Source organism: Paenibacillus sp. ACRRX, assembly GCF_022346885.1.
GTDB lineage: Bacteria > Bacillota > Bacilli > Paenibacillales > Paenibacillaceae > Paenibacillus_B.
In genome coordinates this window covers 213,336-238,958 of the sequence record NZ_JAKRNK010000001.1, presented here as the reverse complement: position 1 = coordinate 238,958, position 25,623 = coordinate 213,336, and the positions used below count along the sequence as shown (strand labels likewise).

Annotated in this window: 21 protein-coding genes; 6 read left to right on the top strand and 15 right to left on the bottom strand. The window is 47.5% G+C overall.

Annotated features, from left to right (window positions below; all coding sequences use genetic code 11):
• Nucleotides 1-17: 17 nt before the first annotated feature.
• Both MH117_RS01015 and MH117_RS01010 read left to right on the top strand, forming a co-directional pair.
• Nucleotides 18-569 (top strand): GNAT family N-acetyltransferase, encoded by a 552-nt coding sequence (locus MH117_RS01015; protein ID WP_239326515.1) that lies wholly within the window; start codon nucleotides 18-20, stop codon nucleotides 567-569.
• Nucleotides 566-3,172, top strand: a complete 2,607-nt coding sequence (locus MH117_RS01010; RefSeq protein ID WP_239326513.1) for a glycosyltransferase — start codon at nucleotides 566-568, stop codon at nucleotides 3,170-3,172. Before MH117_RS01015 ends, MH117_RS01010 begins: the two co-directional genes overlap by 4 nt.
• A gap of 165 nt (nucleotides 3,173-3,337) precedes the next feature.
• Here the strand turns inward: MH117_RS01010 and racE are convergent, their stop codons facing one another.
• Nucleotides 3,338-4,147, bottom strand: a complete 810-nt coding sequence (racE, locus tag MH117_RS01005; RefSeq protein ID WP_285107966.1) for a glutamate racemase — start codon at nucleotides 4,145-4,147, stop codon at nucleotides 3,338-3,340.
• Between the two features lie 835 nt (nucleotides 4,148-4,982).
• On the opposite strand from racE, the gene MH117_RS01000 reads away from it, so the two are divergent.
• Nucleotides 4,983-6,008: a phosphodiester glycosidase family protein gene (locus MH117_RS01000; protein ID WP_285107616.1), complete on the top strand. Its 1,026-nt coding sequence runs from the start codon at nucleotides 4,983-4,985 to the stop codon at nucleotides 6,006-6,008.
• Between the two features lie 150 nt (nucleotides 6,009-6,158).
• Here MH117_RS01000 and MH117_RS00995 read toward each other — a convergent pair whose 3' ends face one another.
• From MH117_RS00995 to MH117_RS00935, 13 genes are all read right to left on the bottom strand, one after another.
• Complete coding sequence (locus MH117_RS00995; RefSeq protein ID WP_239326509.1) at nucleotides 6,159-6,599, bottom strand: YtxH domain-containing protein; 441 nt, start codon at nucleotides 6,597-6,599, stop codon at nucleotides 6,159-6,161.
• Nucleotides 6,600-6,652: 53 nt separating this feature from the next.
• Nucleotides 6,653-7,111: a phage tail length tape measure family protein gene (locus MH117_RS00990; RefSeq protein WP_239326507.1), complete on the bottom strand. Its 459-nt coding sequence runs from the start codon at nucleotides 7,109-7,111 to the stop codon at nucleotides 6,653-6,655.
• Between the two features lie 328 nt (nucleotides 7,112-7,439).
• Nucleotides 7,440-8,309: a MurR/RpiR family transcriptional regulator gene (locus MH117_RS00985; RefSeq protein WP_239326505.1), complete on the bottom strand. Its 870-nt coding sequence runs from the start codon at nucleotides 8,307-8,309 to the stop codon at nucleotides 7,440-7,442.
• 60 nt (nucleotides 8,310-8,369) lie between these two features.
• Nucleotides 8,370-10,562: a metallophosphoesterase gene (locus MH117_RS00980; RefSeq protein WP_239326503.1), complete on the bottom strand. Its 2,193-nt coding sequence runs from the start codon at nucleotides 10,560-10,562 to the stop codon at nucleotides 8,370-8,372.
• A 26-nt stretch (nucleotides 10,563-10,588) separates the two neighbouring features.
• The gene (gene murQ, locus MH117_RS00975) at nucleotides 10,589-11,491 is read right to left on the bottom strand and encodes an N-acetylmuramic acid 6-phosphate etherase (protein WP_239326501.1); all 903 of its coding nucleotides are present in this window, start codon (nucleotides 11,489-11,491) and stop codon (nucleotides 10,589-10,591) included.
• Nucleotides 11,492-11,672: 181 nt separating this feature from the next.
• Nucleotides 11,673-12,707 carry an N-acetylglucosamine kinase gene (locus MH117_RS00970; RefSeq protein ID WP_239326499.1) on the bottom strand — a complete coding sequence of 345 codons (1,035 nt, stop codon included), beginning with the start codon at nucleotides 12,705-12,707 and terminating at the stop codon, nucleotides 11,673-11,675.
• 57 nt (nucleotides 12,708-12,764) lie between these two features.
• Nucleotides 12,765-13,907, bottom strand: coding sequence for an exo-beta-N-acetylmuramidase NamZ family protein (locus MH117_RS00965; protein WP_239326497.1), 1,143 nt, complete (start codon nucleotides 13,905-13,907; stop codon nucleotides 12,765-12,767).
• A 52-nt stretch (nucleotides 13,908-13,959) separates the two neighbouring features.
• Nucleotides 13,960-14,814 (bottom strand): carbohydrate ABC transporter permease, encoded by an 855-nt coding sequence (locus tag MH117_RS00960; protein ID WP_239326495.1) that lies wholly within the window; start codon nucleotides 14,812-14,814, stop codon nucleotides 13,960-13,962.
• Between the two features lie 11 nt (nucleotides 14,815-14,825).
• A complete protein-coding gene (locus MH117_RS00955; RefSeq protein ID WP_343224423.1) occupies nucleotides 14,826-15,788 on the bottom strand; it encodes a carbohydrate ABC transporter permease in 963 nt (320 codons plus the stop codon).
• Between the two features lie 105 nt (nucleotides 15,789-15,893).
• Complete coding sequence (locus tag MH117_RS00950; RefSeq protein WP_239326493.1) at nucleotides 15,894-17,231, bottom strand: ABC transporter substrate-binding protein; 1,338 nt, start codon at nucleotides 17,229-17,231, stop codon at nucleotides 15,894-15,896.
• Between the two features lie 182 nt (nucleotides 17,232-17,413).
• Entirely contained in the window at nucleotides 17,414-18,379 is a 966-nt protein-coding gene (locus tag MH117_RS00945; RefSeq protein ID WP_275444462.1) for a GNAT family N-acetyltransferase, read from the bottom strand.
• A 103-nt stretch (nucleotides 18,380-18,482) separates the two neighbouring features.
• On the bottom strand, nucleotides 18,483-19,898 hold the full coding sequence (locus tag MH117_RS00940) for a (Fe-S)-binding protein (protein WP_481857235.1): 1,416 nt from the start codon (nucleotides 19,896-19,898) through the stop codon (nucleotides 18,483-18,485).
• 23 nt (nucleotides 19,899-19,921) lie between these two features.
• Entirely contained in the window at nucleotides 19,922-21,337 is a 1,416-nt protein-coding gene (locus tag MH117_RS00935; protein ID WP_239326487.1) for an FAD-binding oxidoreductase, read from the bottom strand.
• A gap of 299 nt (nucleotides 21,338-21,636) precedes the next feature.
• Here MH117_RS00935 and MH117_RS00930 point away from each other — a divergent pair, with 299 nt between their 5' ends.
• From MH117_RS00930 to MH117_RS00920, 3 genes are all read left to right on the top strand, one after another.
• Entirely contained in the window at nucleotides 21,637-22,335 is a 699-nt protein-coding gene (locus tag MH117_RS00930; RefSeq protein WP_239326485.1) for a FadR/GntR family transcriptional regulator, read from the top strand.
• Between the two features lie 210 nt (nucleotides 22,336-22,545).
• Complete coding sequence (locus MH117_RS00925; RefSeq protein WP_239326483.1) at nucleotides 22,546-23,142, top strand: TetR/AcrR family transcriptional regulator; 597 nt, start codon at nucleotides 22,546-22,548, stop codon at nucleotides 23,140-23,142.
• Nucleotides 23,139-23,828, top strand: a complete 690-nt coding sequence (locus MH117_RS00920) for a YqeB family protein (protein ID WP_239326481.1) — start codon at nucleotides 23,139-23,141, stop codon at nucleotides 23,826-23,828. The genes MH117_RS00925 and MH117_RS00920 overlap by 4 nt, the downstream gene beginning before the upstream one ends.
• Nucleotides 23,829-24,054: 226 nt before the next feature.
• Here the strand turns inward: MH117_RS00920 and MH117_RS00915 are convergent, their stop codons facing one another.
• Nucleotides 24,055-25,509 (bottom strand): MFS transporter, encoded by a 1,455-nt coding sequence (locus MH117_RS00915; RefSeq protein ID WP_239326479.1) that lies wholly within the window; start codon nucleotides 25,507-25,509, stop codon nucleotides 24,055-24,057.
• Nucleotides 25,510-25,623: the final 114 nt, after the last annotated feature.

The following is a 25,623-nucleotide window of genomic DNA, read 5'->3' as shown; positions in this document are numbered from 1 at the left end:
GAAGGAGCGCATTGAAGATGGATCATTCATACCGGATTCTGAGTCCGCGACTGCTGCTTCGCCCTTTAACCGAGCATGACCTGGATCAGGTCCGCTCTTGGCGTAATCAAGAGCATATCCGGATCTGGTTTCAAGACGACCACGTCATTGAACCTGAACAACATTTTAATTGGTACGAACGTTACCGCACCAATGATAGTGATATGATGTTTATTGCCGTCAGACTGGATAAAGAGAAGCCGATCGGCACGGCTGCACTCTATCGTATCAATCCTTATAAACGCAGAGCTGAATTCGGTCGGGTGCTCATAGGGGATTCCGAATCACAAGGTCAGTCATACGGTGAAGAAATTGTCAAAGCCGTGACTCAATTTGGCTTAAATACGCTCGGACTTCAATCTATTGAGCTGTTTGTGAAAGTAACCAACACACGGGCTATTCGCATTTACATGAACTGCGGGTATGTTCACGATTCATCTTATCGCCATCCCGTCGCACAAGGCTCCTCCGCCCTCATTCGTATGGTGTGCTTTGCGTCGAAAAGGCGCAGGGAGGGGCGGGGTTCATGACCGATGCTTCATTATTTATGCGTGACCAGCACATTATATACCCGCATCGTTTAATTGAAGCGCCCGAAGTAAGTATCATTATGCCAACTTATTGTCGCAATCAGTCCGGCTTATTAAGCCGTGCCATCAACAGCGTGCGCGCACAAACCTTTGCCAACTGGGAGCTGATCATCATAGATGACGGCTCCCGTGACGGCAGCTTGGACACCATTCGTGAGCTGCAAAGAATTGATCATCGTATCATTCATGTGCGGCATGCTTACAATTCCGGACTGCCTGCCATCCGGGTTAACGAGGGGCTAATACTGGCCAGAGCCCCTTATATCGCTTATCAATTTGACGATGATGTTTGGAAGCCAAAGCTGCTAGATATCCTTCTAAAACAAATCCGAAAAGTACACTCTCCAGCACTCGTATATGGTAAGGCACAAGCCTTTCCACCTGACAGCCGGATCATCGGGAGTAACTTCGCAGCAGGCTCTAGTCGACTTATGGATGCTAATTTCATTGCTAACAACAGCGTACTCCACTCCAGGGAATGCTTCGAGCAGTATGGCATGTATGATACACATGTTGTCATGCGACGGGTTTGCGACTGGATGTTATGGCAGCGCTGGTCCCAGCTTGTCCCGTTCTATGATGTGGATGTCATCGTGAGCCAAGTATCGATCGGACAGGATAACGCGATCGGTGAGATCGCTCCGTATGATCTGCTAGCTTATCGTATCTTTAACGGCTTGAATCGGGAGAAGGTGCTGCTGCCCCACAATTGGCTTCATACCGAGGTTGATAATTTGTCACCGTGGGCAGATGCTGTGTCCCTCACTTGTAAGAACCGAATGGAGCAGGAGCATATCCAGTTATGGAACACACAAACCGCGCACTCCAGTGCAGCTCTGGCACAACTACAACATGCAGCACGTATATCTACAGGGCACGTCTTATTCACCCGGAACGATGACAACGATCACGCGAATACGTGTCTCTGGAAGGCGAGTTCAACCGATCTGCAGCCTCCATATTCGGACACCCCCATGCAGAGCGGTAGATCATTGAAGCGTAAACGTTCCCTTGTAGTCAGTAAAATGCATTACGATCCTTCTGTCGATATAACGTTCCAGCATTTTAATCGCATTGATAATCCACTCTTCCAATCCTTTTATGTGCCGCTTCATCAGATAGACACTTCATATATGAAAGATTCCGATCTCGTTGTGCTCCATCGGGCTTGTTACGACTTCTCCGTCTTGCAGCATTATGCGGCACAACAAATAGGCAAGCCCGTCATTTATTTAATGGACGATGATTTTTTACACTTGTATCAAGTAAGTCCTGAATTTCATTACCTGGCACCAGGAGAAAACTATTATAATCAGCTATTGATTCATTTGCAGGAAGCGGATATCTGTGTAGCCTATTCGGATATTACCGCTGACAGCATACGACCCCACAACCCCCGGGTGCTGACGCTGAGCACCAACATACCGGGGAGTTACCTAAAGCGTCCGTTTGTAAGAAATAATGGCATGCGGCCATTCCGGATAGGATACACGGGAGGAAATTCAAGAACCGAAGAATTCGCGCAGCTGTGGGAAGCTTTTCAGCGCCTGTCACAAAAATACGGAGAACAGATTGAATTTGTATTCTGGGGTATGAACCCGCATACGTTCCCTACCCTGTCATCACCTGTCAGCTACGTGCCTTTTACGTACAGTTATTACGAATATTTAAATCGGCTTATGAACATTGACATTGACCTCGGGGTTGCACCTCTTGATGATTCAACCCGCGCCAAATCTGGGAAATGTCCGATTAAATATTTAGAATATACAGCGGCAGGAACGATAGGCATTTATTCGGACGCCTTGCCTTATCGTTCTATTACACATCAGGTCACGGGATGGAAAGTTGCAAATACAGTGCAGGATTGGTACGAAGGCATAGACACCCTTATTCAAATGCCTGTTGAAGCAAGGGAGCGGATATGGCAGTCTGCCCAAGAAGATGTATACCGTTCTTTTTCTACGGAGAAGGAGCGAATTCGGGTAGCAGCCGTGGCCGAAGCCGCGATTCTCCATCATCGCTTTCGTGATCAGCGTGCTGCAGATGGCAAACCTTGCATTGTCTTGTTGTGGAACGAGCCTTTTGAACAGCAGTATGCCTTAACCTCATTTGTGACCGCGCTGCGCGCTTACGCGATTGAGCCGCTTATCTTAACGGGAAGCCTGCTTGATAATCCAGAAGCATTAGTGTCGTACTGCAAAGATCATCGTATTATTCATCTAGCCGCAGAACAATTGGACCAGCTAAAGACCCTTTCAGAAACTAACGCAGCAGATTCCCCCGTGCCAGCATTTACACAAATTGCAGCCTGTATCAAAATGCATGCCGATTCCGAATCCAACCATTTGATCACCCTGCTTCAGCAATTGCAGCACGAATCTACTGCCGCATCCCAGCAACCGCAGTTGCTTATATCTCACTGGGACGACATCGAGCAGCATCTAAACGTTATAGAGCAATTAACTGAAGTAGAGCTGCGGGCAGTCGTTTCCGATACGATGCTAGCTTGGGCAATACTACGTTCCTTTAATGATAGCTAGTTATATAGTTAACATCCATGCTCAAGATGTAAACTTGGTTAACTTAGTTAACTTGCTTACATCCGCCCCATTTTTCAAGTATGAATCAAACTGTCGAAAGGGCTGTATTTCATCTGTCTGTTCAGACAAAGAATACAGCCCTTCGCAGTAATGCTATATTGTGAATTAATAAATATGAGGCACTTGCCAAATACATGGAATGTCTTGGATCTGATCTCCCAGCCACTCCTTCGCAATACGTTGAAACATTTCTTGATCACCGCTGCAAAAAAATTGATGAACTGGCATATCATCTTTCTCCGCAAGCTGGTTCTTATCTTGTAAAATGGTACTTACTTCACGAGCCGTCTCTTCGGCTGAGTTAATTAACTCAACACCGGACCCCATCACTTCCTGAATCGGCTCGGTCAGGAAAGGATAGTGTGTACAGCCCAGTACTAATGTATCAATTGGCGTTGCCCGAACAGCGTCCAAAGACTCCCGAACGACACTCCATGTTTCTTCCGATCGGTACATACCTTTTTCCACAAGCGGTACAAATTGAGGACAGGATTGCGAGATTACCTCTACATGCGGGGAAAGCCGTCTAAGTGCTTGCACATAAGCACCACTTTTCACTGTTACATCTGTCCCGATTACACCGATATATCCAGATTTGGTAGCTGATATGGCTGCCCTGGCCCCTGGGTGAATGACACCAACCACAGGTACTGATACATGCTGACGTATGTCTTCCAAGGCAACTGCTGCTGCCGTATTACAAGCAATTACGATCATTTTGGGTTGGTACTGGATCAAATAATCTACAATTTGACGGGTAAACAGTCTTACTTCTTCCGATGAACGAGGTCCATACGGAGAGCGAGCTGTATCGCCAAAATATATAATTTTCTCTCTAGGGAGCTGGCGCATGACCTCTTTAACAACCGTCAAGCCTCCGACTCCTGAATCAAGCATTGCTATAGCTTGTTGCACGAAAACACCGCTTCCTTCATCTCTTGTTTGACTGACTCGGATCACACTCGTTATGACGTATTCCGTACGTAATACCATATGTACAGCGTGGATAAAACGTACCTCGATTCTAACTGATATATAGACAAGGTTCAAGTATGGGTGGCGCTCCTCCGAAAGGGGAGTGAAAGTTAGATTCCGTAACCTGCCAGCAACTTTTTATCGATTCGCGCGTTATTATTGAAAGATAAGCTGAAACGGGTGCTTTTCATTTTCAAATCCAGAGAGAGAATACACGAACGCAAATAGGTGCCATAAGATGAGCAAGCGAGATCAACCTTATAGGACGAGAGGAACTACCATGCGAAATACAAATTATACTCAGAAGCCGACATCTTCTAGACAGCTCCCGCCACGAAGGGTAAAGCACACTCTACCCGAACCCACACAAGTGCGCGCTGCTGCGGAGACGTCAAGTAGATATACACCGTCTAGCCCGGAATTCAGACCTTCGAGAAGAAGCTCTGCCGGTAGCCCTGACAATAGACCTGCAAGATCAAGCACATCTGCAAGTGCAGTTACAAGAACTGTAGATAGAGGTTCTGGTTCTGTAGTTGATTCAACCACTAGACCTGCGGCGGGAGGGCGCAGATATAATGCGTCCGCCAACGGTTCTTCCAGCAGGCTGACAACGCCAAGTTCACCATCACCTGGAAGAAGCAGACAACGAAGAGACGACAGATCTTCAAGAAGGAACAGGGTTGCCGAGACCGTTCCGCCAGAAAATCAGAAAGAGAAGAAAAAGAAGAGCAAGGGCGCACGTAAACGTGCGATATGGAAAATTATCCGTATTTGGATGGCTATTTTCATGTTATGTATCACATTTGGGGCAGGTTGGCTGCTGTTCACGCCTTCAGGCGAACAGTTCCGGTTTATGATTGCCGATACACTGCTGACGACTCGGCATCGTCATTGGGCCAAGTTTATTATTGGGGAAGAAGAGATGAATCGAAGAATCCAGCAATACAATAATCGATTTGAACAAATGGGAGACGAACAAGCGAACACAAATCTTATCAAAACACCCGAACAACCTAAAAATGACAAGCCTCTTACCGAGCTAAAGGAAATTAGTGGTCAAGGATATAGTGGATACTTGCTTACGATACGGGACCCTAAATCCATTCGGGTTGCCGTCACTAATGAGATGGGCATGGGAGAAAAAGTATCCAATATGGTCAAACGGACCGGAGCCCTCTTTGGCATTAACGGGGGCGGGTTTGCCGATCCGAATTGGAAAGGTAATGGATTTCAGCCGATCGGCATCGTTTATGCAGATGGCAAGCTGTTCTATAACGGGATCGGCAAAAATAAGCGCACCCAAATCGTTGGCTTCGATAAAGAGGGCAAGATGGTTGCAGGCAATTATACAGTCGGTCAGATGGAAGAGCTCGGGGTAAAAGAAGCGGTCAGCTTCCAACCTAGAATCATAGTGAACGGCAAAGGGTTAATCAAAAATGCCGCCGATGGCTGGGGAATTGCTCCTCGTACTGTAATCGGGCAGAAAGAAGACGGAACGGTATTATTTCTCGTTATAGACGGAAGACAGACACATAGCATTGGCGCTAACTTATATGACTGCCAACAATTGATGTTGGAAAACGGGGCTGTCATTGCCGCCAATCTGGATGGTGGATCTTCGACCGTGCTGGTCGGAGAGGGAGGCAAGCTAGTAAACTCGCCTGCCAGCCAATATGGTGAACGGCTGCTGCCAACCGCCTTCCTTGTATTTGACCAACCAGAAAAAGCCATCATAAAAAATATATGGGAAGGTCTTGATCCAACCAAGATTGATCCGAGCACGTGGAAACGTCAGTCCTAATGTATCAGCCAACAAGGAACTATCGTAACCTTTAAGGTATAGCTTTAACTGTATATTAGCGTTAGAACAAGTCCCTATCTTTATGGAGCACGACAACTCATGCTCCTGAAGATAGGGACTTTCTTGTGCCTATCCCGATGGCTGTACGCACTATTTGATAAGTTGAGCTTTTTGCTTTACAGATGTATTGTCGCTGACCACTGCGATGGCCTCTTTTTTATCCGATGCTAGGCAAGTGTCGCTCGTCTGCTCAGACATGGCGATCTCCGCTTGCACCTCGATATCGATGCCATCCGCTTGCTCGTTTACAATCGAAGAAACCAGTGCCTTTTCCTCGTGGCTGCTAAAACGCTCCTGAAGTGCATGCTTCCAGTCGGATGTTTTCTCCTTGGCAGCTTCTACCCATTCACTCGTCTTGTCACTCACTTGTTTTGCTAGCTGCTGTGACTTCTCGTTTGCTTGCTTTGCACCCTCGGCAAGATCATGACGAAGCTCTCGTCCCGCCTTTGGTGCCAGCAGCAATGCCGAAACCGTTCCGACCACGCTGCCTACCAACAAGCCTATCCAGAATTTACGGTTTGATTGTGCCATCGTGTTTCCTCCTTATGCATAGCCTTCGCCCTGTTATTGCCTAGTAGATTCATTTAATCCAGTCGATCCTTATCAGGGGTGGCATGTGATGTTGAGCGTTGACGGCGAGTCTGGATATCAGACCAGAATGTGTAGGCCAAGTCCGCCCATTGCAGCGTATCTTGAATTCGACGCTCGTTAGCCTGGTGTGCGGCTTCAACCGCCGATTCTGTGCGTTCAGACCAACGCGCTAGACGGCTGTTCCACCCCTCAACCATATTACGGGTCCGTCCAATCGTTTCTCTCCACTCTGCTAATTGCTCTGCCGCTTCTTCCGCTTTCTTCAACGCTTGGTCTCCCCGGCGGGTCAGGTCGCTCAATTGCTGAACAAGTTGGGTAGACTGCGTATTTAACAAACTTAAAGACTGGCTCGCCTGTCTTACGAGAGATAGCCCACGCCATATGGCAATTACTGCTGCAAAGCAGAGCACAAGCCAGGCCCCTGTGGCTACAGCAACGCTCCATTCCACCATGATATGCCTCCCGGATTCAGCATCGACCAGGACGAATGCCCATGTCGTAATCACAGTATAAGAAGTATGGGCTCGTCTTGACACACCAGGGCTTGGTTTAATTTTCACACGCTTGACTTATCCTGTTGTATTCATGTCATATTGTCACTATAAAACGTCACTATATAACCTTAATCCTTCATAATCCTAAAACGTCAAATACCCCTTCACTGGTTGTGGAAATTAAATTTCCGAGGGCAGCCAAAGAAGAGGTATCCAGTAATCGTGTATTCAGTTGCCAGCCTTCCGACCAGTATCCATGATCCTTAATCAATCTATGTCCACATCATTACGAACGTTGTTCTTTAATAAAGCGAATAGCTTCTCTTGTCTGATCCAAATACTGAACGGTCTTGTCATATTGATGAGAGGCAACGCACATAAAGAGGACGTCAATAATATGCAGTTGGGCAAGCCGAGAAGACGTAGCCGCACTGCGGAAGGTTGCTTCCTTTGTGGCGGATATAAATAAATTAAGCTGCGCCTCTGATGCAATTAGCGAGTTGCCGTAGTGAGTCAGACTTACGGTATGGCTCCCCTTCTGATTTGCAAGCTGTAAAATATCATATACTTCAGACGTTTCTCCAGAGTAGGAAATGCCGAACACAACATCTTCCGATGTCATGTTAGCGATATTCATGGCTACCACATGCACATCCGTAAACGCCGTCGCCGGCTTGTTAATCCGCAGAAACTTTTGCTGCGCATCCAACGCAATAATAGAGGAGGCCCCTACACCGAAGAAATGAATATGGCGCGCGTGAATTAATACATCTACTACTTTTGCCATATCAGCAAGATTAACAATCTCCGACGTTTCCCTTAAGGCCTGGATACTGTTTGTTGTCATCTTCTCCAACACAGCATCCACGCTCTCGTTTGGTTTGATATCCCGATAGCCTTCGTGCTCTGACTTATTAATATCACCCACAATGCGGAGCTTCAGTTCCTGAAAGCCTTTGAGCTTAAGTGATTTGCATAGGCGAATGACAGCCGCACTGCTGGCACTGCATCTTTCCCCTAGCTCAGAAGCGGTTAACGAGACTGCCTCTTGCGGGTATTCGAGAATATACTGCGCGATCTTCTTCTCCGAAGGAGGCAGCTTGGACAGCATATCAGACAGCATAACCAAGCCGCCCTTAGTCGGCGATACGTACATAGGGATTCCTCCTTTGGACTGTTGCCCTCTATTGACTCCATAATATGTAAGCGTTTATCTCTATTCTTTATTTGTGTGCACCCTGTGCCCCGTATCGCAATCATCATCGCTAATCACCTTGATGTCTATACACAGCGTACATCCTCCACAGGACAATGTTGCAATTGCTTGGCCTTCACGGACTCCAATAACGAATCCAGAAGCTGTCACCCTGACGACCTGCAAGTTCGATGAACTCCATGTGTAATGCAGCGGCGGCATGATGGGCATTGCCATAGCGATTAAACCTTGAGTCACGAACTCCCCTGTAGCCGTTACTTGTACAGTTTGCCCACGCTTTATGATAAGGGTAGTACTAGCATAATCGCAACGGATACGCTCTAACAAGGGAACTACTTTCCAGCATACATGCTCTTGGTCCACACAAAGCTGGATATAATGATAAAATCCTCCGCTTTCTGGTGGGACATGCGTCTGCTTGCCTCCACCACCAGTAATGAGATAATGAACATTGTCCACTTTCTTATACATATAGGCATGAAAATCTCCGCAAAGGACCAGCATCTCTCCAACTGCTCGCTGTACTTTAGCTTGGGCAAGTAGTGCATACAACCGTTGAGCCTCACCTTCATCCATAAAGCCATGTCCTGTTTGGTGATCATATCCACATGCATCCGTCTCATCAGGAGGGGTATGCATCAGAATTACGATATGCTGCCCAGCAGCCTGATCCACCATCTCGGCAAGCCAAGACCATTGAGAACGGTCGGAAGCGCTAATATGTCCAGCTGCGGTATCTACACCAATGATCGTAAGATTTGCATAGTCTAACACAAAGTTTGTTTCCCCAAACGCCTGCTGATAATGGGTACGCTGATTCGTGCCTGCAATTTCATGATTGCCAATCGTCATTACATACGGCAATCGGAAATTCTCCATCCGTTGTACCGCCAGCTTGTAGTTGTCTAGCGTATCACACTCTACAATATCCCCCGTATACAATAGCAGCTCCGAAGACTCATTCTGAATTCGGGCAATATGTGCCTGAAGCTGCAGGTCACACACATTGACCTGCAGGGCAGAATTCAAATACCCACCATCTCCGATAATCGTTATTTCAAACGCTTTATCAGACGATGGCTGAGGAATCACCGCCCCGGTCCGGAATGTCCATGTCAGCTCGCTTCTATTTCCCGCCAGATCAGAAGCCTCTACCTTTACAAAATATTCACTTTCAGCATTTAAAGTCTCACGAGGCGTATAACAAGCGGTGTCATCTTGATAACGGTGGATGACCAAACATCCGTTTAATTCTATTCTGATTGAATTTTCATCTACCCCTGAATGACTATCCTCAATTCTGAGAGCTATTCGCGGTCTCAAAGAACGAGTCACCGTTCCGTCCAGCGGCATCATAACTCGCATGATCGGTGCCTTCTGATCTGGGCCCAGTTCTACCGTAAACGCCCACTCAGCAGGTGGATTAGCAGGATTGCCCGCGCAATCATGAGCTTGGACGAGGATATGGTATTCTCCTGACACAAGTGCAGCAACTGGGGCATGAGCCAAGCCTGTTACTCCATCATAGTGATGGTCCAGCCATTGATTATTTATCCTCATCTCAATCGATTCCGGTTGTACGCCTGATTGATGGTCTAATACTCGCAGCGACACAACGAGTGCACTCGCGTATACCGTCGTACCCGGCTTCGGATCATAATCTGACCATTCAGGCCCCCGCAAGTCCTCACTTTCGTGACCTGAGATAGAAAAAAGATCGCGAATGTCCACATAGCCGACGTTTTTATCGGCCATATCTGTCTCAACGATATAAATATGACGCACGTACGCCGGTTCCTCTAAAGCGAGAGGAAGGTCAGCAGTAACGCATCTCCAGCCATGCCAATTCATACCTTTAGGTGATGTAAGGTCAAGGGACCTCTCTGTACCGTCTCCGTCTACTATTGCAACTCGCAGCCAGTGACCGCATGGCTCAGCATGAATCCAGCAGCCGATAGCGGACGCACAGCTATTCATCTGCCACCGCTGTACATCAATAGGCGCCAAGTAAGCAGCCGAAGTTCCTGGTCGGCTTCGGCAATCATAATGAAGTCGAACGGCCTGGTGATAAGAGGAATGGCTCCATTGCCCGGGACGTGGCATGTCAACAGCCTCCATCGTCACTCGTTCCATACGAATGCCGTAACATTGCAGCTCTGTTGTTGAATGGAGTGGATCTACGATACGGATCATGACACTTCACCTGCCCGTCGGATCAATTAAGTTAGATGAATCGCTTGACGTACCAACCCACCCGTGAGCTCCAGCCTTTCTCTTGCTTCCTTGGCGCTGAGTCCAGCCTCCAGCATGACGATTGCGGTTTTAACTTCCTGATCTGCTACAGCAAGCGTGGATGCCGCTGTCTCATAATCTACTTCCGTAATGTTCATTACAATGCCGCGGGCGCGTTCCTGCAGCTTGTAGTTGCTGGCGTTCAGATCTACCATCAAATTCTCATATACTTTTCCCAACCTAATCATGACAGAGGTCGAGATTGTATTCAGTATCATTTTATGAGCGGTGGCCGCCTTCATCCGCGTCGATCCCGTTACGACTTCAGGTCCTACCAGCACCTCAATCTTAATGTCTGCAAAACGGCTAATAGCCGAACCGTCGTTACACGTCAGCGATACCGTAGATGCGCCTATACCTTGCGCATATTGCATAGCTCCAATCACATATGGTGTTCGGCCGCTGGCTGCGATGCCAATAACAACATCCGCTGCGCTTAAGCCGCGCTCCGATAAGTCAGCAGCCCCTTGCGCCTCATTATCCTCTGCCCCTTCTACCGCTGCAAATACCGCGCCGCTGCCGCCTGCTATCACGGCCTGAATCAATTCCGGCGGTGTGCTGTATGTTGGGGGGCATTCCGCGGCATCCACAAAGCCTAAGCGACCGCTTGTGCCAGCACCCACGTAGAATAAGCGGCCTCCATTTTTAAGAGATGCATACACATAATCTACTGCTTCTTCCACACGAGGTAGCACACGATAGACCGCCTCCATAACTGAACGATCTTCTTGATGAATCACGTTGACGATATCATGCGTACTCATCTGGTCGATAGTCATCGTACGTGGATTGCGCTGTTCCGTTAATAAAGCCGAAATGTTCGTATCCATATCCTCACAACCTATCCGTTGTATATTTCTGAGCCTGTCACTGCACAGTCCTCACACTTCCCTTAATTCGTTCTCATACAACTACTGCTTCCATGTTCCGCTGACGCTGGTTCAGCATAGTCCTGCTGTGCTGGCAGCTTTACTGCTTATGGCATTCACAATGTGCTTCTATTCATTAGACTCACTGTACCTTCATTGCTGCCAGTTGCTGACTTATCCGCGCACACAATTGCGAAGGAAGTGGAATATTTAAGCGACGCAATCCGGAAAACACGGCTCCTGCTACAGGTGGGTGACCAGGTAATGTAAATTGCGCTTGCATCCCCGCAGCACAGCATACATTCTCGATCGTAGGCAGCAGTAGATCCGCTCGCTGGAATACACCACCGATCAATACAACTTGTATTCTCTTGCTCTTTTCGCTCGTTTCGCTCGACTCGCTTAACATGGATGGGAGGCCGCCATACAATTTTCTATATAGCGCTGTAATCGCCTGCCCCATTTCCTGCGCGGCTTCCGTAACGATACGCTGCGCTGCTTCATCACCTAAATCAGCGGCTCTCAGTACAAAAGGGGCCACCGCTGCTACTTGTTGACGGCCACTTTGCGTATAGATCATCGGAATCAGCTCTGTTATCGTTTGTAGGGAATACGATTCTTGCAGGATAGGGGTGATCACAGTAGGCGCGTCAAGACCATCCCAAGCCCGAAAAACAGCAGTTAACCCTGCCCTGCCAATCGCATAACCACTGCCTGCATCACCGATGATGTATCCCCAGCCCCCTACTCGCTCTCTCGTTCCATTTGCATGTACACCATAAGTAATCGAGCCGGTCCCAGCAATCTGTACGATGCCCGGTTCCCCTAACGTGCCGGAGTACAAGGCAGTAACCGCATCGTTATCCACTTCAATAAGGGTTTCTTTCATCAACGGGCTCTGTTGACATAACTGTTGGAGATGAGTTTTCACTTGCTGTCGGTTATCCCCTTGCTCAATACCAGCCAAGCCTGCAAATATTACCTCAATCTTTTCACCGCACTGAATAGCCACGCCGCAAAGACAACTCACAACATCTGTCAAAGCCTGAAACGCACGAATATGGTCGCCATTCATATTCGATGGCCCTCGTTGCACGGCAGACAGTAAAGTGCCATCTGACCGCACAAGCACACCAAGCGTCTTTGTCCCGCCTCCGTCAATCGCTACAATGCCCATAGCATGGTTCCCCCTCTTCATTAGCGCATCAACGAAAACCAGCAGACTCCTCAAGCGCTAGCTATATAATAGATAAGAATTTGACTCTTTACTGAATCTGTATAAATCCGATTCATAACGGTCCGCATAAGCGACAGCTGTTCCCTGTTGAATATGTTTCTTTAGCTCCCTATCGCCCGCCAATTGATCAAAATGCTCAGCTTCCTTGTATTGGAACGACTCTGGATACATCGCCGCAATCGTTTCCAGAAGCTGTAATCCAACAGAAAATGCACGAAGGACTTTGCGATCAGTCACATGAAGTTGAACACCCTCGCACCGCTCCCCGTTGTATTTCTGATAGTTGGGTACAAATGATACTGGGCGGGCAATGACTCCCGGCATCTGCCGTTCATTAAGTATTCTCGCCAAGCTGTAACCGTCCATGAAAGGTGCTCCCACCACCTCAAACGGCTTGGCAGTCCCACGTCCTTCGGACAGGTTTGTCCCCTCAATTAGACACGTTCCTGGATAAAGCAAGGCCATGTCAATCCCGCTGGCATTCGGAGAGGGCGGAACCCACAATAACCCTGTCTCGTCAAAATGCATCTGTCTGGACCACCCCTGCATCGGGATCACGGTTAGTTCGCACCGTACGCCAAATTGATCCACAAACAATTGGGCCAATTCGCCAATCGTCAATCCATGACGGACAGGGATCGGGTATAAACCCACAAACGATCTGCACTCCTCCGTAACCAGATTCCCTTCCAGGGTAATCCCGTTGATCGGGTTGGGACGGTCCAGCACAACAAACGGAATGCCTAGTTCCCCACATGCCTCCATCACGTAGGCCATTGTGTAAATATAGGTATAATAACGTGAACCGATATCTTGAAGATCAAAAAGGATCACATCGATATCGCGCAGCATTTCCGGGGTGGGCTTGCGTGTCTCTCCGTACAAACTATGCACAGGCAAGCCAGTCACTTTATCGATTGAGGAGCTGACCGCTTCTCCTTCCTTGGCATCTCCCCTGATACCGTGTTCAGGCCCGTAAAGAGCCGTTACTTGAAGATGCTCATGTTGATGGAATATATCAATCGTTGGAATCAGCTTATGGTTAACTCCTGTCAAATTCGTTACCAATCCGATCCGCTTTCCCCGATACTGCTCGGCATACTGTTGTAAGAATACTTCTACACCTAATTTTAGTCCCATTTCTCCTTTTCCCTCCTCGGAAGACGTCAGCAGCAGGAACTTGACGCTTTCCTTAGCCTTTCGAACCTGAGATCACAATACCTCGAATAAAGTGCTTCTGAGCAAAGAAGAACAGCAAGAGCGGTGGTGTCACCGCAATAATGGAAGCTGCCATTAGCAATTGCCAAGGGGTAGAGCCGTAGGAAGCCGTAAAGTTCGCCAGTCCAAGCGACAGTGGATAATGCTCCGTACTATTCAAATAAATCAACGGTCCCATTAGGTCATTCCAGCGGTACATAAATTCCAAAATGGCACCTGTAGCGAGTGCTGGCAATGACAAGGGTAAAATAACACGGAAAAACATCGTAAAGTATCCGCCGCCGTCAATCTTCACCGCTTCATCCAACTCATGGGATATCCCCATATAAAATTGGCGCAGCAGGAAGATCAGGAACGCACTGGCTGTGAACGCAGGGACGACAAGCGGCAAATATGAATCGACCCAGCCTAACTTATTAAACAACAAGTATTGTGGAATCATCACTACTTGGGGCGGCAGCATCATCGTGCTAAGAACAAGCCCGAACATCAGCTTGCTGCCTCTGGCCCGTAGTCGCGCAAAGGCAAAGGCAACAAAAGCAGACGTCAACACCGTTGCAAATACGGTAATGCCCGTATACCAGATCGTATTCCACATATATGTCCCAAACGGCGAAACACGGAACACTTCGACGTAATTGCTCCATTGCGGCGAGCTTGGAAACCATACCATCGGCAGTTGAAACACTTGCCCCAGCGTCTTCAACGAAGTGGATGCCATCCAAAAGATTGGGAATAAAAATAATCCTATAAACAAGAACAGTACTCCGTATATAACAGCTTTCTGCATCAGGGACAGCTCCCCATGAACATATCGTTTCGTCTTCATTAGCTGCCTCCTTATTTTCGGCTCGAATACTCGTAGTGGACATATCGTTTGGACAGCATCAGTGACAGCATAGTCAGTACAAAAATAATGATAAATAAAATCCATGCCTGTGCAGATGCGTACCCCATACGGAACTGCGAGAATGCAGTATCAAACAAGTAGTAGACGTAGAAGTAGGAATTCCACTCCGGTCCGCCTTTGGTAATGACATAGGCTTGCGTAAAAATTTGGAACGAAGAAATAATGGCCATAATTGTGTTAAATAAAATAACAGGTGAAATAAGCGGCATCGTAATGTTAAAAAATTTGCGAAAGCTGCCCGCGCCATCTATATCTGCAGCCTCATACAAATCCTTTGGCAGCGATTGCAAGCTGGCAAGGAAGATAACCATCGTACCCCCTAGACTCGTCAACTGCATCAGTACCATCGAAGGAACAACTAGCTTCGCATCGGTGAACCATCCCAAGCCAGCAACTCCGAACCATTCATGCAAAATATTGTTGACGAACCCAAAGTCCGGATTCAACAGCCACGACCATAGAAACGCAATCGATACTCCTGATACGATCGAAGGCGCGTAGAACAAGGTCCTGAATATAAGCAGTCCTTTAATCTTCTGATTCAGAAGTACGGCTAGCAGCAGCGATAATACGATCGTAAAAGGCACAGCCAGCACCACGTAATAAGTGGTTACACTTAGCGACTTAAAGAACAAGGTGTCCTGGAACAAGGAAACGAAGTTATCCAGTCCTGTAAATCGTGGCGAACTAACTACATCGTAGTTCGTAAAGCTAAGCCATAAGGAAGCGACCATCGGTCCTCCCGTAAATAATATAAAACCGATAATCCACGGTGAAGCGAATATCCAGAAGGCTCGTTCTTCCTTTTTCCGTTCAGGATGAACCTTCATCTTTGTCTTACGGCCGGTCATCATCGAGCTATTTTCCGAAGCCGCTTGTTGTTGTGTATGCAATAGGATTCACCTCATCTTAGATAAGACATCGGGCTAATCCGCAATCTGGCATCAGCCCGATAAGTCTTATATTTGTTCATGAACAGGAGAAGCTGCGTTCAACGATCACTCCAAATTCAACGAACGTAAGTTTTTGTCAATATCTTTAAGACCATCATCCACGCTTTTGGTTCCGTTATAAACCGCACTCATCGTCTGATTGGTTGTCTTCAAAATGCTGTCAAACTTGGCGATCAGGTGGTTATCTGACTCGCGGCCGTACTTAACGACACCCTCGTTTAATTGCTTTACTTGTTCTGGCTTCATGTCCATCGCTTTAGCCATATCTGCATACCAATTGGTCAACAACTCGTCAAATACTGGCGTTGCACCTGTATTTTCAGCGTATGCCTTAGCAGCGCCTTTCGGGTCCATTAAGTATTTGATGAACGTCCAAGCTTCTTCCGGGTGCTTTGTGTGCTTATAAATGTTCCATGGATCTACATACAGCGGGATCTGGCGTCCTTCGATATTAGGCAGTGCTGCCGCACCCCAACGGAACTCCGCTTTCTTAAAGTTCTGGAAGCCCCAGCCGCCGCTGATCATCATCGCCACTTTTCCTGTCATAAACGGATTGCCCAACTGAGTCATCGCTTCTGTTTGAGACGGGTTAGGCGAAATTTTATGCTTTAATACGAGTTCGGCATTTTTTTGAATCGCCTCAGCATTTTTTGGATTGCTCAACAACTGCGGCTCTCCCATCTTGCCCGTTTTGTAAGCTTCTTTGCTAAAGAAGTCACCACCAAACAACCATGCGCGTTTATTTGCCGTTTCATCATAGAGCAGACCATATTGCTGATTGCCTTTATCAGTCAGCTTCACCCCATACTCGACCATCTTATCCCAGTTCCAGGACGTATCCTCCCAGTCTGTTGTCGGATACGGCACACCTGCCTTATCTAACAAATCTTTGTTATAGAATAAGAACGTTCCATAGTTTAACATCGGCATCCCGTATGTCTTCCCGTCCACTTTATAAATATCTAACAATCGAGGGTTAATCCCTTTGACCACGTCAGGCTCTTTCTCAATGTAAGGTGTCATATCCAGCAGCACGCCCAGTTGATTAAATGTAGCAAATCCTGCCTCACTCCAGTTGGCAGACCATACATCCGCCATGTTTTTGCCGGAGATCATTGTCTGGATTTTCTGATCGATTTGTGCGTACGGAAACGTCATTAATTTGACTTTAATGTTTGGATGCTTCGCTTCAAAGTCTTTGACGGTCTGGTCATACCAAGGCTGCTTAGCCGGATTTGAGGTGACCATCCAGGATATTTCTACCTTTGCGCCGCCGTCCTTGCCTGTTCCCGTCTCAGAACTTGAACCGCACCCTGCCAGTATGACTGAGCAGGCTAGTATTAACGTTAATGTCAGAAGCAAGGTTTTTCGCAATTGATTCATTCGAATACCTCCATTAATATTAAAATATTATTTCACCATAAAATTATATATACAGAAATATTATTTCAGAAAATACATATAGCTCTTCCTTGCAGCAGTGAGACTTAACGTCTCTCTGTGCATTTCATTCAAGCTGTGTCCCATGGCTATCCGTTATCGTTATCATGTATTTAGCTGCCTTGTTAAGACAGCTCTTTTTTCATTAAATCGTAGCATTTCCACGTCTGAAATCCCAGCTTCGCATAGAAATCAACCAACTCTGTCCAATCAATAATCAGATGTTTCATCCCACGAGCGTCAAGCTCCATCATTCCTGCTTGAACTAACGCAAGTCCATATCCTCTCCCCCGGTAACGGTCATCTACACCCAAAGGCCCGATGCCGCCGAGTGGCTCTGCAAATAGCGGAGCCCAATACGTATTCTGGGCAATTAGGGGTGCATGCTCATCGTTGACCCGACAGAAGCCAATCATCTCCTGACCTACAAACAGACCGAGAAACTCTCTCCCCTTTCCGCCACGCTCCCAGTAACTTAACGCTTCATAATACCATCTGCCTGGGAAGCATCTGCGAAAGAAACAAAGCATTTCAGCTTGATCTTCCAGTTCCAGCAACCTGACGTAAGCGCCTTCAAAATGAGGTGCGTCAATCGTTTTGTCGGCTTCTAGTGAGGCATACAAATCAAATACTTCATACAACTGCTCATAGCCTTTGTGTTCACACCATTCCCGACTGTATGACAGCGCTTTCGGAACTCCGGGAAAATAATGCCACGGATCGCGTCCCATATAGACTAGCCCGACCCCCGCCTTTTGCAGCGCTTCTTCCGCCAGAGACAGCAAGCGGCTGGCAATCCCTTGTCCCCTAGCCTCTGATCTTACTACAATGGCTTGAATCCATCCTGCTCCTTCTCCTAGCTGCATCTCACGCTCTTGTTCCTGCCATTTCTTTGCTATCACAAAGCCGATTAAAGTACCGTCATTATCGTGTGCAAGCCAAGATGCAGGATAGTAAACGTTCCTATCTTGAAAACTGTTCTGCCGCAGCAGCGCTTCACGCAGTGGGAACCAGTTCCCGATCTCCCGATTCCACAGTTCACATATTTGAGAGATCCATGCGGCTTCCAATGGAATAACGTTCACGATCATCTCCCCCTAATCGAATGAAGTCCACCCTCATTTGTTAGATGTATCATTTATATGCAGCTTAAATGAAATTTAATTACAAACTTATTATATTTAATATAAAATTTTATTTCAATACCTTTTCCGCAAAATAATCCACTACATGCATTACTTTTATGCGATCATTAGCCTGCTCACGCTCCACGCCAATTTTCATCTGCAGCAAGCAACCTGGATTACTCGTCAAGATAACTGTTGCTTTTATCTCTTCGATTGCTTGCATTTTACCATCAATGATGGCATTGGCCATATCCGGTTGTACGAGATTGTAGATGCCCGCTGACCCGCAGCACATCTCTGCACCCTCAAACTCCTTAAAATTGATATTGGGTAAGAGTCGCAGCAATTGACGCGGACCATCGCTTCCTCTCATCACATTACGAAGATGACAGGAATCTTGATAGGTTATCGTATCTACCGTTTCGTGGCAGGTGCTGTCTCTCGATTGTATCGCTGCTGTACGAAATGCAGCATCTCTTAACGTCACGCCCGCATGTAACGGCATATTACGCTGAGACAGCCCCCCAGTCCAGTGATTTGACCTCAGCAATAGCTCTGCGACATCTTTCACCTGAGCAGCAAAGCCCATCGCCGCTTCCTTCCATTCTGGCTCACGATCAAACAAATGAGCATATTCAACCAGCATGGAACCACAACCGCCTGCATTGGAAGCAATAAAATCCACTCCCGCAATTTTAAACACGCTCATGTTCTGCTTTGCAAGCTCCTTCGCGGTATCTCGGTCTCCACTATGGGCGAACAAGGCGCCGCAGCAAGCCTGCTCCTCCGGAATGATCACATCATAACCGGACTCGGCGAGCAGTCGAACCGTATTTACATTGGTATCTGTAAATACAACGTCCATCACGCATCCACGGAATAACCCGACAGTGCCGATCTTCTTTCCCTTTGCTGCCACATGTGTGCCCCCGACACGCTTTACGACACCTGCGTTGTCCGCAAACGGCATCACTCGTTCCATCATCTGCACCTGTGGTGGCAGCCACCGCAAGAGTCTGCTCTTGCGAATGATACGCTGCAATCCCGTGCGTTGATAAGTTTGCAGCAGACCGCTCATCCGTCTAAGTCGCGTGTGGTTCTTAAATACAGGTTTCATGAACCGATGGATAAGACGCATACGTTGTTCTTGACCTGCCTCTGCAGAATGCTCAAATAACGCATCTTTAGCTTGCTCAAGCAGTTGTCCGTACTTAACATCAGACGGGCATACAGGTTCGCAGGCACGGCAGCCCAAACAAAGGTCCAACTGCTGCTTAAAAGCCGCATCCGGTTCCATCACACCGTCCGCAACCGCTTTCATTAATGCGATACGCCCACGCGGAGATGCTGCTTCAAGGCCCGTCAGTTGATACGTCGGGCATGAGGGCTGGCAGAATCCACAGCGCATGCAGTTCATCAGTTCCTCATAATCCAGCGCTTTGACAAGCTTTACTTGAAGTTTATTCTCCACAGATCTGCCCATAGCTAAGTTGTCATCATGAGTGCTCACTTGGAGATCACCAGCCTTTTCCGTGCAGACTTGGCAAATATTTTGCCTGGATTCATGATGCCATTCGGATCAAAAGCCTGCTTAATACCCCTCATCAACTCAATGCCTGCTTCGCCTACCTTCCACTCCAGATAGGGTGCTTTTACCATGCCTACACCATGTTCCCCCGTAATTGTACCGCCCAGCCGAATCGTCTCTTCAAATATTTCTGCAAATGCTTCCTCTACCCGATGAATCTCCTCTTTATCGCGCGCGTCTGTCGTGCATGTTGGATGCAAATTACCGTCGCCAGCATGGCCGAACGTACAAATGTTTATTTGGTGCGCCTCTGCAATACGATTAATAGCCAGCACCATGTCAGCGATACGGGAACGCGGCACGGTTGCATCCTCTAAGATTGTCGTCGGCCGTATGCGTGCCAATGCAGACAGCGCGCTGCGTCTCGCTTTCATCAATTGCTCCGCTTCCTGCTCATCTGCAGCAGTCTGTATGCGGTCCGCTCCTTCTTCCGCGCATATCGCAGCAATCGCTTCCATATCCTTGCGTACGCTTGCCAGCTCCTGTCCATCCTGCTCAATTAACAGCACGGCTTGTGCGTCTGTGGGCAAGCCAATATGATTGTAGGCTTCCACCACCTGAATGGTCGGTTGATCCATAAACTCCAGTGTAGCCGGAATAATACGTGCCCCTACAATACGTGATACAGAACGGGCAGCCGCATAAATATCCTTATACGCAACCAACATCGTCTGTCTGACTAACGGAGCGGGCAGCAGCTTCACTGTTGCTTCCGTCACAATCGCCAGCGTCCCCTCTGAACCTACGAGCAGCTTCGTTAGGTCGTAGCCAGCCACATCTTTGTACAGCTTGCCGCCTGTGCGAATGACATCACCGGAAGGCAGCACCGCCTCCAGCGCAATCACGTAATCCTTTGTGGTGCCATATTTTAGGCCACGCAAGCCGCCCGCACCCTCCATAATGTTGCCGCCCAGCGTTGAGATAACCATGCTGCTTGGGTCAGGTGGATAAAACAATCCTTTCTTCTCCACTTCACGATGAAATTGTTTCGTATTCAGGCCTGCCTGAAACGTCGCCGTCAGATTGTCCGTATCCAACTCCAACAGCTTATTCATACGAGTTAGTACAACTACGATTCCACCGGATACCGGAACGGTGCCTCCGCATAAGTTGCTGGCGGCACCTCGCGGTACGATTGGAATACGGTATTCATTCGCCAATCGTAAGATGCACTGCACTTCTTCCGTAATCTCGGGATAGACTACCGCGTCAGGAAGTGCTTGGAGCATCGGGGTCGCATCGTAGGAATGCGTAACTAACGACTCCTGATCGAATCTGCAGCTTGCTGGTCCTAGAAGCTGCAGCAATTGTTGCTGTACTTGCGCAGCAATCATCGCAATCACTCCTTATCTGTGAATGGTCAACCACCAAGTTAAATATCGTCTTGCAGCATCTTCTTAGGCTGAGATGTTGCGCTTAGCCAAACCTTGCATTCACCCCCTCTGTGTAAAGGATCAGAGATGTACAGACTTATGTCTTTCTGGCATTAAGAATTTCCCCTCACCCCTCACAACTGTTCAGGTCATCTGATGACTTTTGGCACATTATACCTTATACTAATCAAAAATGTATACATCAGATTTTATTTAACACGCTCACTTTCACTCTAATGATTAGGATCAGGAGGATATATATGAACAACGTATTTCCCGTCAAAAAAGGTGCTGACCTTGTTAAGGATCATCTACTTGAACAGCTGCAGAACGGCTTCTATGCGCCAGGAGATCGACTCCCTTCGGTCGAATCGCTTGCCAGCCAGTATCAGGTTGGACGATCCACGATACGCGAAGCATTAAGTGCGCTCAAGGCCATGGGCTGGTTGGATATTCGCCATGGAGGCGGCACTTTCGCTAAAAGGCAGCCGCAAGCATCTGCCGATATGTTGCACAGCTGGCTGGCGGACATCGATTCGTTGCAATCGCTAATTGAAGTTCGCAAAATTATTGAGGTCGGATCAGCTGCGCTAGCCGCCAAGCGGCGTACTGCCGGAGACCTGGACGCAATGGCTGAATGCCTGCAGCTTATGGAGACACATCTCGGAGATGAGGAAGCAAGTGAGCAAGACGATCTGCTGTTCCATGTCCATATTGCGCGTGCGAGCCATAATGAGATTTTGATTCCAATGCTGGAACTGTTCCACCAGCAATGCGCCCGCCACATGGGACACACACGGCGTATGTGGTTGTTTGGTGAACGTTCTACTGCTGCCCAATTACATAAGGAGCATCAGCTCATATATGAAGCTATTAAACAACAGCAGGAGTCACTAGCCTCCAAACTGATGTTAGATCATTTGAACAAAGTTGAAGCACTGCTAAATGACCATGCATAAGGAAGATTAATGGGAAGAAGTACGACAAGTAGTGCGGTAAGCAGTGCGCTAAAAAGATCCCACCACTGAAAAGCAGCTTATTGATCATTCATTTTTTAACATTCGGTAGGTAGAATATTGACGTTCACTTCCTTATTGTGATTTAATTTAACTATCGGTAGGTAAATATTATAACTTCAAACAATGGAGGAATAATAAGGAGGCAATCCATTGAAGAAAAAGGAGCTCACAACCAATCAGCTGCTGGAAGCGGCATTCGAATTGTTTGCAAATCACGGCATTGAAAAAACAAGCTTGGCCATGATCGCCAACGAGGTGGGTATTACAAAGCCATCCATTTATTATCATTTTTCATCCAAAGAAGAACTCGTGCAGCGTGTATTCGACCATATATTTAGCGATTACAAGTTCGCCCATTACTTCCCGATTGAGCAATTCCATGCCCATAACTTTGGCGAACTGTTGTATCAAGGGGGGCTTCGTATGATCCCTGAGCCTCATGAAGAAAACTATGCCGCACTGCGGCTTGTGAATGAGTTTATGTTGTCAGCTGGACGTCAGGAGAACTATGCTCAGCGTCTAATTCATATGCAGCAAGAGTTTCTCGATGGTTTCCATGAACTGCTTCAAAAAGGCGCCAACTTAGGGGTTGTATCGTCTACCCATCTTGAGCCTAAAGCCCATATGCTTGCTCTTGTCATCGATAACATCACGACCTACATGATGATGCAGCTTGAACTCAACTATGAGCAAATCTGGCAGGAAGCCGTTAATCATGTTCTTCTAAGCGGGCGTGATCAGCGATGAACGTTCATTCTCACCGTACCACCCTAGGGTTTTCGTATTTGGACAAATTGCTCATTTGGATTGTCCCCCCCATTTTAGGGCTTACGCTTGGCTGGTTTTTGCCATCTGTCGCAAAATGGGCAATTACTCTCCCCTGGGTTCCGCTCAAAGGACCGCTGGAGCTGATTGCCTCTTATACAGGACCGTGGGTGATCGTTGTGACAAGCTGTATTGGCTTGATAGCCGGATTGTGGCTCACTTATGCTGCATTTAATGAAAGTCTAGTCATTTATATCTCCGACCGTACAATCTGCCTGGCCATTAACGGCAAAGAAGAGGTATTCGCCAAGGAACAGGTATCAACGGGATTTCTCGATGGCAAGCAGCTCGTTCTGATTGGCACGCGGGGACAAGAACTGTATCGAGAGAAACATGAGACCACTGCGCTGAAGGTAGCAGATGCTTTTATACAGCACGGCTATGACTGGTCGCAAGCAGATCCTTTTAGCGACCAGTACAAACGGTGGGTGCCTGACTCGCCTGGACTCCCCCTTGGCGCCAATGCCTTGCTGAAAGCGAGAGAGGTTGCTTTGCAAAGAAAAGAGCAAGAAAACATTAAAGATCTGCACCAAGAGTTGACGAAGCTTGGAATTACCGTACGAGACAAGGATAATCGTCAATACTGGCGCGAACACAAACTGCAATAGCAGAAATCTACTAATGGATCAAGAGTATGATTTCATGATGATAATGTGGAGCCGATCTAGTCTTACATAAGCTAGTTTTACGTAAGAAATCTCCTTATGTCAGAATCGCAGCCTATAGTGAATGAGCACCATCAGCATGTTATTTCTTCATATAGGCTGCTTTGTTATTGTACTTCTATTAATCCTGTACAAAGGATACAATCTATCCGCTCTCCTGCAACTAACCTCACCTTCTGTGCTGCGGTAGAAAGCACAGACACACCCAGCCTGCCAGAGCCAGTCCTCCACTTGCCCCGAGCGACACTGAAAATGCGCGTACATAATCCGTTAGTTGCGCTTCAACGAGAGATCTTCCTAACATGGAAGAAAATAATATACCGATCAAAGCCACGCCAAACGAATTCGCCAAGTAAGTGCATGTCGTAAGCAGGCCAGATCCCGTGCCCGCAGCCTCTTCAGGCACTGCGCCAAGCACCACGCTGAAGAGAGGTGTGGTAACCATGCCAAGTCCGAATCCATACACGAGCAGAACAACTATGTTGCGCACATGCAGCATGTGTGAAGCATCGATATGTATCGACCAGATAAGCGAGAAATTGCCAATTGCCATAAGGAGCGCGCCTATTTTCAGCACACGTAACCCCCACTTCCTAACTATACGCGAGGATACCAGTGAGGTTAAAAAATATCCGATGCCTAAAGGCAGAAAGACCATACCTGTAGCCTGAACATCCCAATGAAGGCCAAACTGCACATAATAACTTAAAACAAAAAAGAACGAAAACATATTCAAGTAGATGACACTTACAGTAAACAAGCCAACACTAAAGGGCCGCAAGCGAAAAATCGTCAAGTCAATCAGTGGGAGTCTCCCTAGCTGCCGCTTTCGATTTTCTACCGCAGCAAAAACATTCATCACAGGCAGTGCCAGCAGCATACTGACCCATGTCCACAAGGGCCATCCTTGCTTCTGGCCCTCAGATAACGGGAAGATCAACATAAACAATCCCGTTATTAGCAGCACGGCCCCCAGCCAATCAATATGCTGCTGCCGATCACCTTGTGTCTCGGGCAAGATTGGCAGACAGAGCAGGACTAGCAGTCCAAACGGGACATTAAAAAAGAATACCGTGCGCCACCCTAATTCAAACACATTTAAGTTCACAAGCATTCCACCCAATAAGAGCCCAAAAGCAAAACCAACCCCGATCACGGCACCATATATGCCAAATGCCAGCGCTTTTTCTTGCGGTAAAAAGCTGGTCTGCATTAAAGACAATACCTGCGGCTGGATCAGCGCCGCTGCCAATCCTTGCATGATTCGAATCATAATTAAGATAGTCGGATCGGACGCTAGACCTCCCAAAGCTGCCGTCACTGTAAATGTGATAACCCCGATGACCAACAACCGTTTTCGGCCATACATATCACCGAGCTTCCCACTTACAATTAGCGCCATCGCCAGCCCCAAGGAATATCCCGCCACTATCAGCTGTGCCTCGGAGAAGCTGGCATGAAGACTATTTTGCATGGATGGCAGCGCAACCTGAATCATATAAGTGTTTAACGTAATCAGCAATGTTGGAAGCAGCATCACAGCTAGTGCATACCATCGGCGTGAATCTACCCGCTGTTCCAGTCTGCTGGTTACAGTCGATTCTACGGTTGAATGTGCTGACATTTCAGATCCTCCTTGTGCGTATTGATTCATCATCATCATTATCAACTACGGCATCTTTGTGTTCTACCTAAAGGGGAACTAATTTCCCCTGCAAGCGGAGCGAATGGGAATACA

Bases quoted from the DNA above. Each gene is read 5' to 3' on its own strand.
- MH117_RS00915 (WP_239326479.1), bottom strand. From the start codon at position 25,509: ATGTCAGCACATTCAACCGTAGAATCGACTGTAACCAGCAGACTGGAA.
- MH117_RS00920 (WP_239326481.1), top strand. From the start codon at position 23,139: ATGAACGTTCATTCTCACCGTACCACCCTAGGGTTTTCGTATTTGGAC.
- murQ (WP_239326501.1), bottom strand. From the start codon at position 11,491: ATGGATACGAACATTTCGGCTTTATTAACGGAACAGCGCAATCCACGT.
- MH117_RS00980 (WP_239326503.1), bottom strand. From the start codon at position 10,562: ATGATCCGTATCGTAGATCCACTCCATTCAACAACAGAGCTGCAATGT.
- MH117_RS00965 (WP_239326497.1), bottom strand. From the start codon at position 13,907: ATGGGACTAAAATTAGGTGTAGAAGTATTCTTACAACAGTATGCCGAG.
- MH117_RS00960 (WP_239326495.1), bottom strand. From the start codon at position 14,814: ATGAAGACGAAACGATATGTTCATGGGGAGCTGTCCCTGATGCAGAAA.
- MH117_RS00940 (WP_481857235.1), bottom strand. From the start codon at position 19,898: ATGGGCAGATCTGTGGAGAATAAACTTCAAGTAAAGCTTGTCAAAGCG.
- MH117_RS00970 (WP_239326499.1), bottom strand. From the start codon at position 12,707: ATGGGCATTGTAGCGATTGACGGAGGCGGGACAAAGACGCTTGGTGTG.
- MH117_RS01010 (WP_239326513.1), top strand. From the start codon at position 566: ATGACCGATGCTTCATTATTTATGCGTGACCAGCACATTATATACCCG.
- MH117_RS00990 (WP_239326507.1), bottom strand. From the start codon at position 7,111: ATGGTGGAATGGAGCGTTGCTGTAGCCACAGGGGCCTGGCTTGTGCTC.
- MH117_RS00930 (WP_239326485.1), top strand. From the start codon at position 21,637: ATGAACAACGTATTTCCCGTCAAAAAAGGTGCTGACCTTGTTAAGGAT.
- MH117_RS00935 (WP_239326487.1), bottom strand. From the start codon at position 21,337: ATGATTGCTGCGCAAGTACAGCAACAATTGCTGCAGCTTCTAGGACCA.
- MH117_RS01000 (WP_285107616.1), top strand. From the start codon at position 4,983: ATGGCTATTTTCATGTTATGTATCACATTTGGGGCAGGTTGGCTGCTG.
- MH117_RS00950 (WP_239326493.1), bottom strand. From the start codon at position 17,231: ATGAATCAATTGCGAAAAACCTTGCTTCTGACATTAACGTTAATACTA.
- MH117_RS00985 (WP_239326505.1), bottom strand. From the start codon at position 8,309: ATGTACGTATCGCCGACTAAGGGCGGCTTGGTTATGCTGTCTGATATG.
- MH117_RS00995 (WP_239326509.1), bottom strand. From the start codon at position 6,599: ATGGCACAATCAAACCGTAAATTCTGGATAGGCTTGTTGGTAGGCAGC.
- MH117_RS00945 (WP_275444462.1), bottom strand. From the start codon at position 18,379: ATGATCGTGAACGTTATTCCATTGGAAGCCGCATGGATCTCTCAAATA.
- MH117_RS01015 (WP_239326515.1), top strand. From the start codon at position 18: ATGGATCATTCATACCGGATTCTGAGTCCGCGACTGCTGCTTCGCCCT.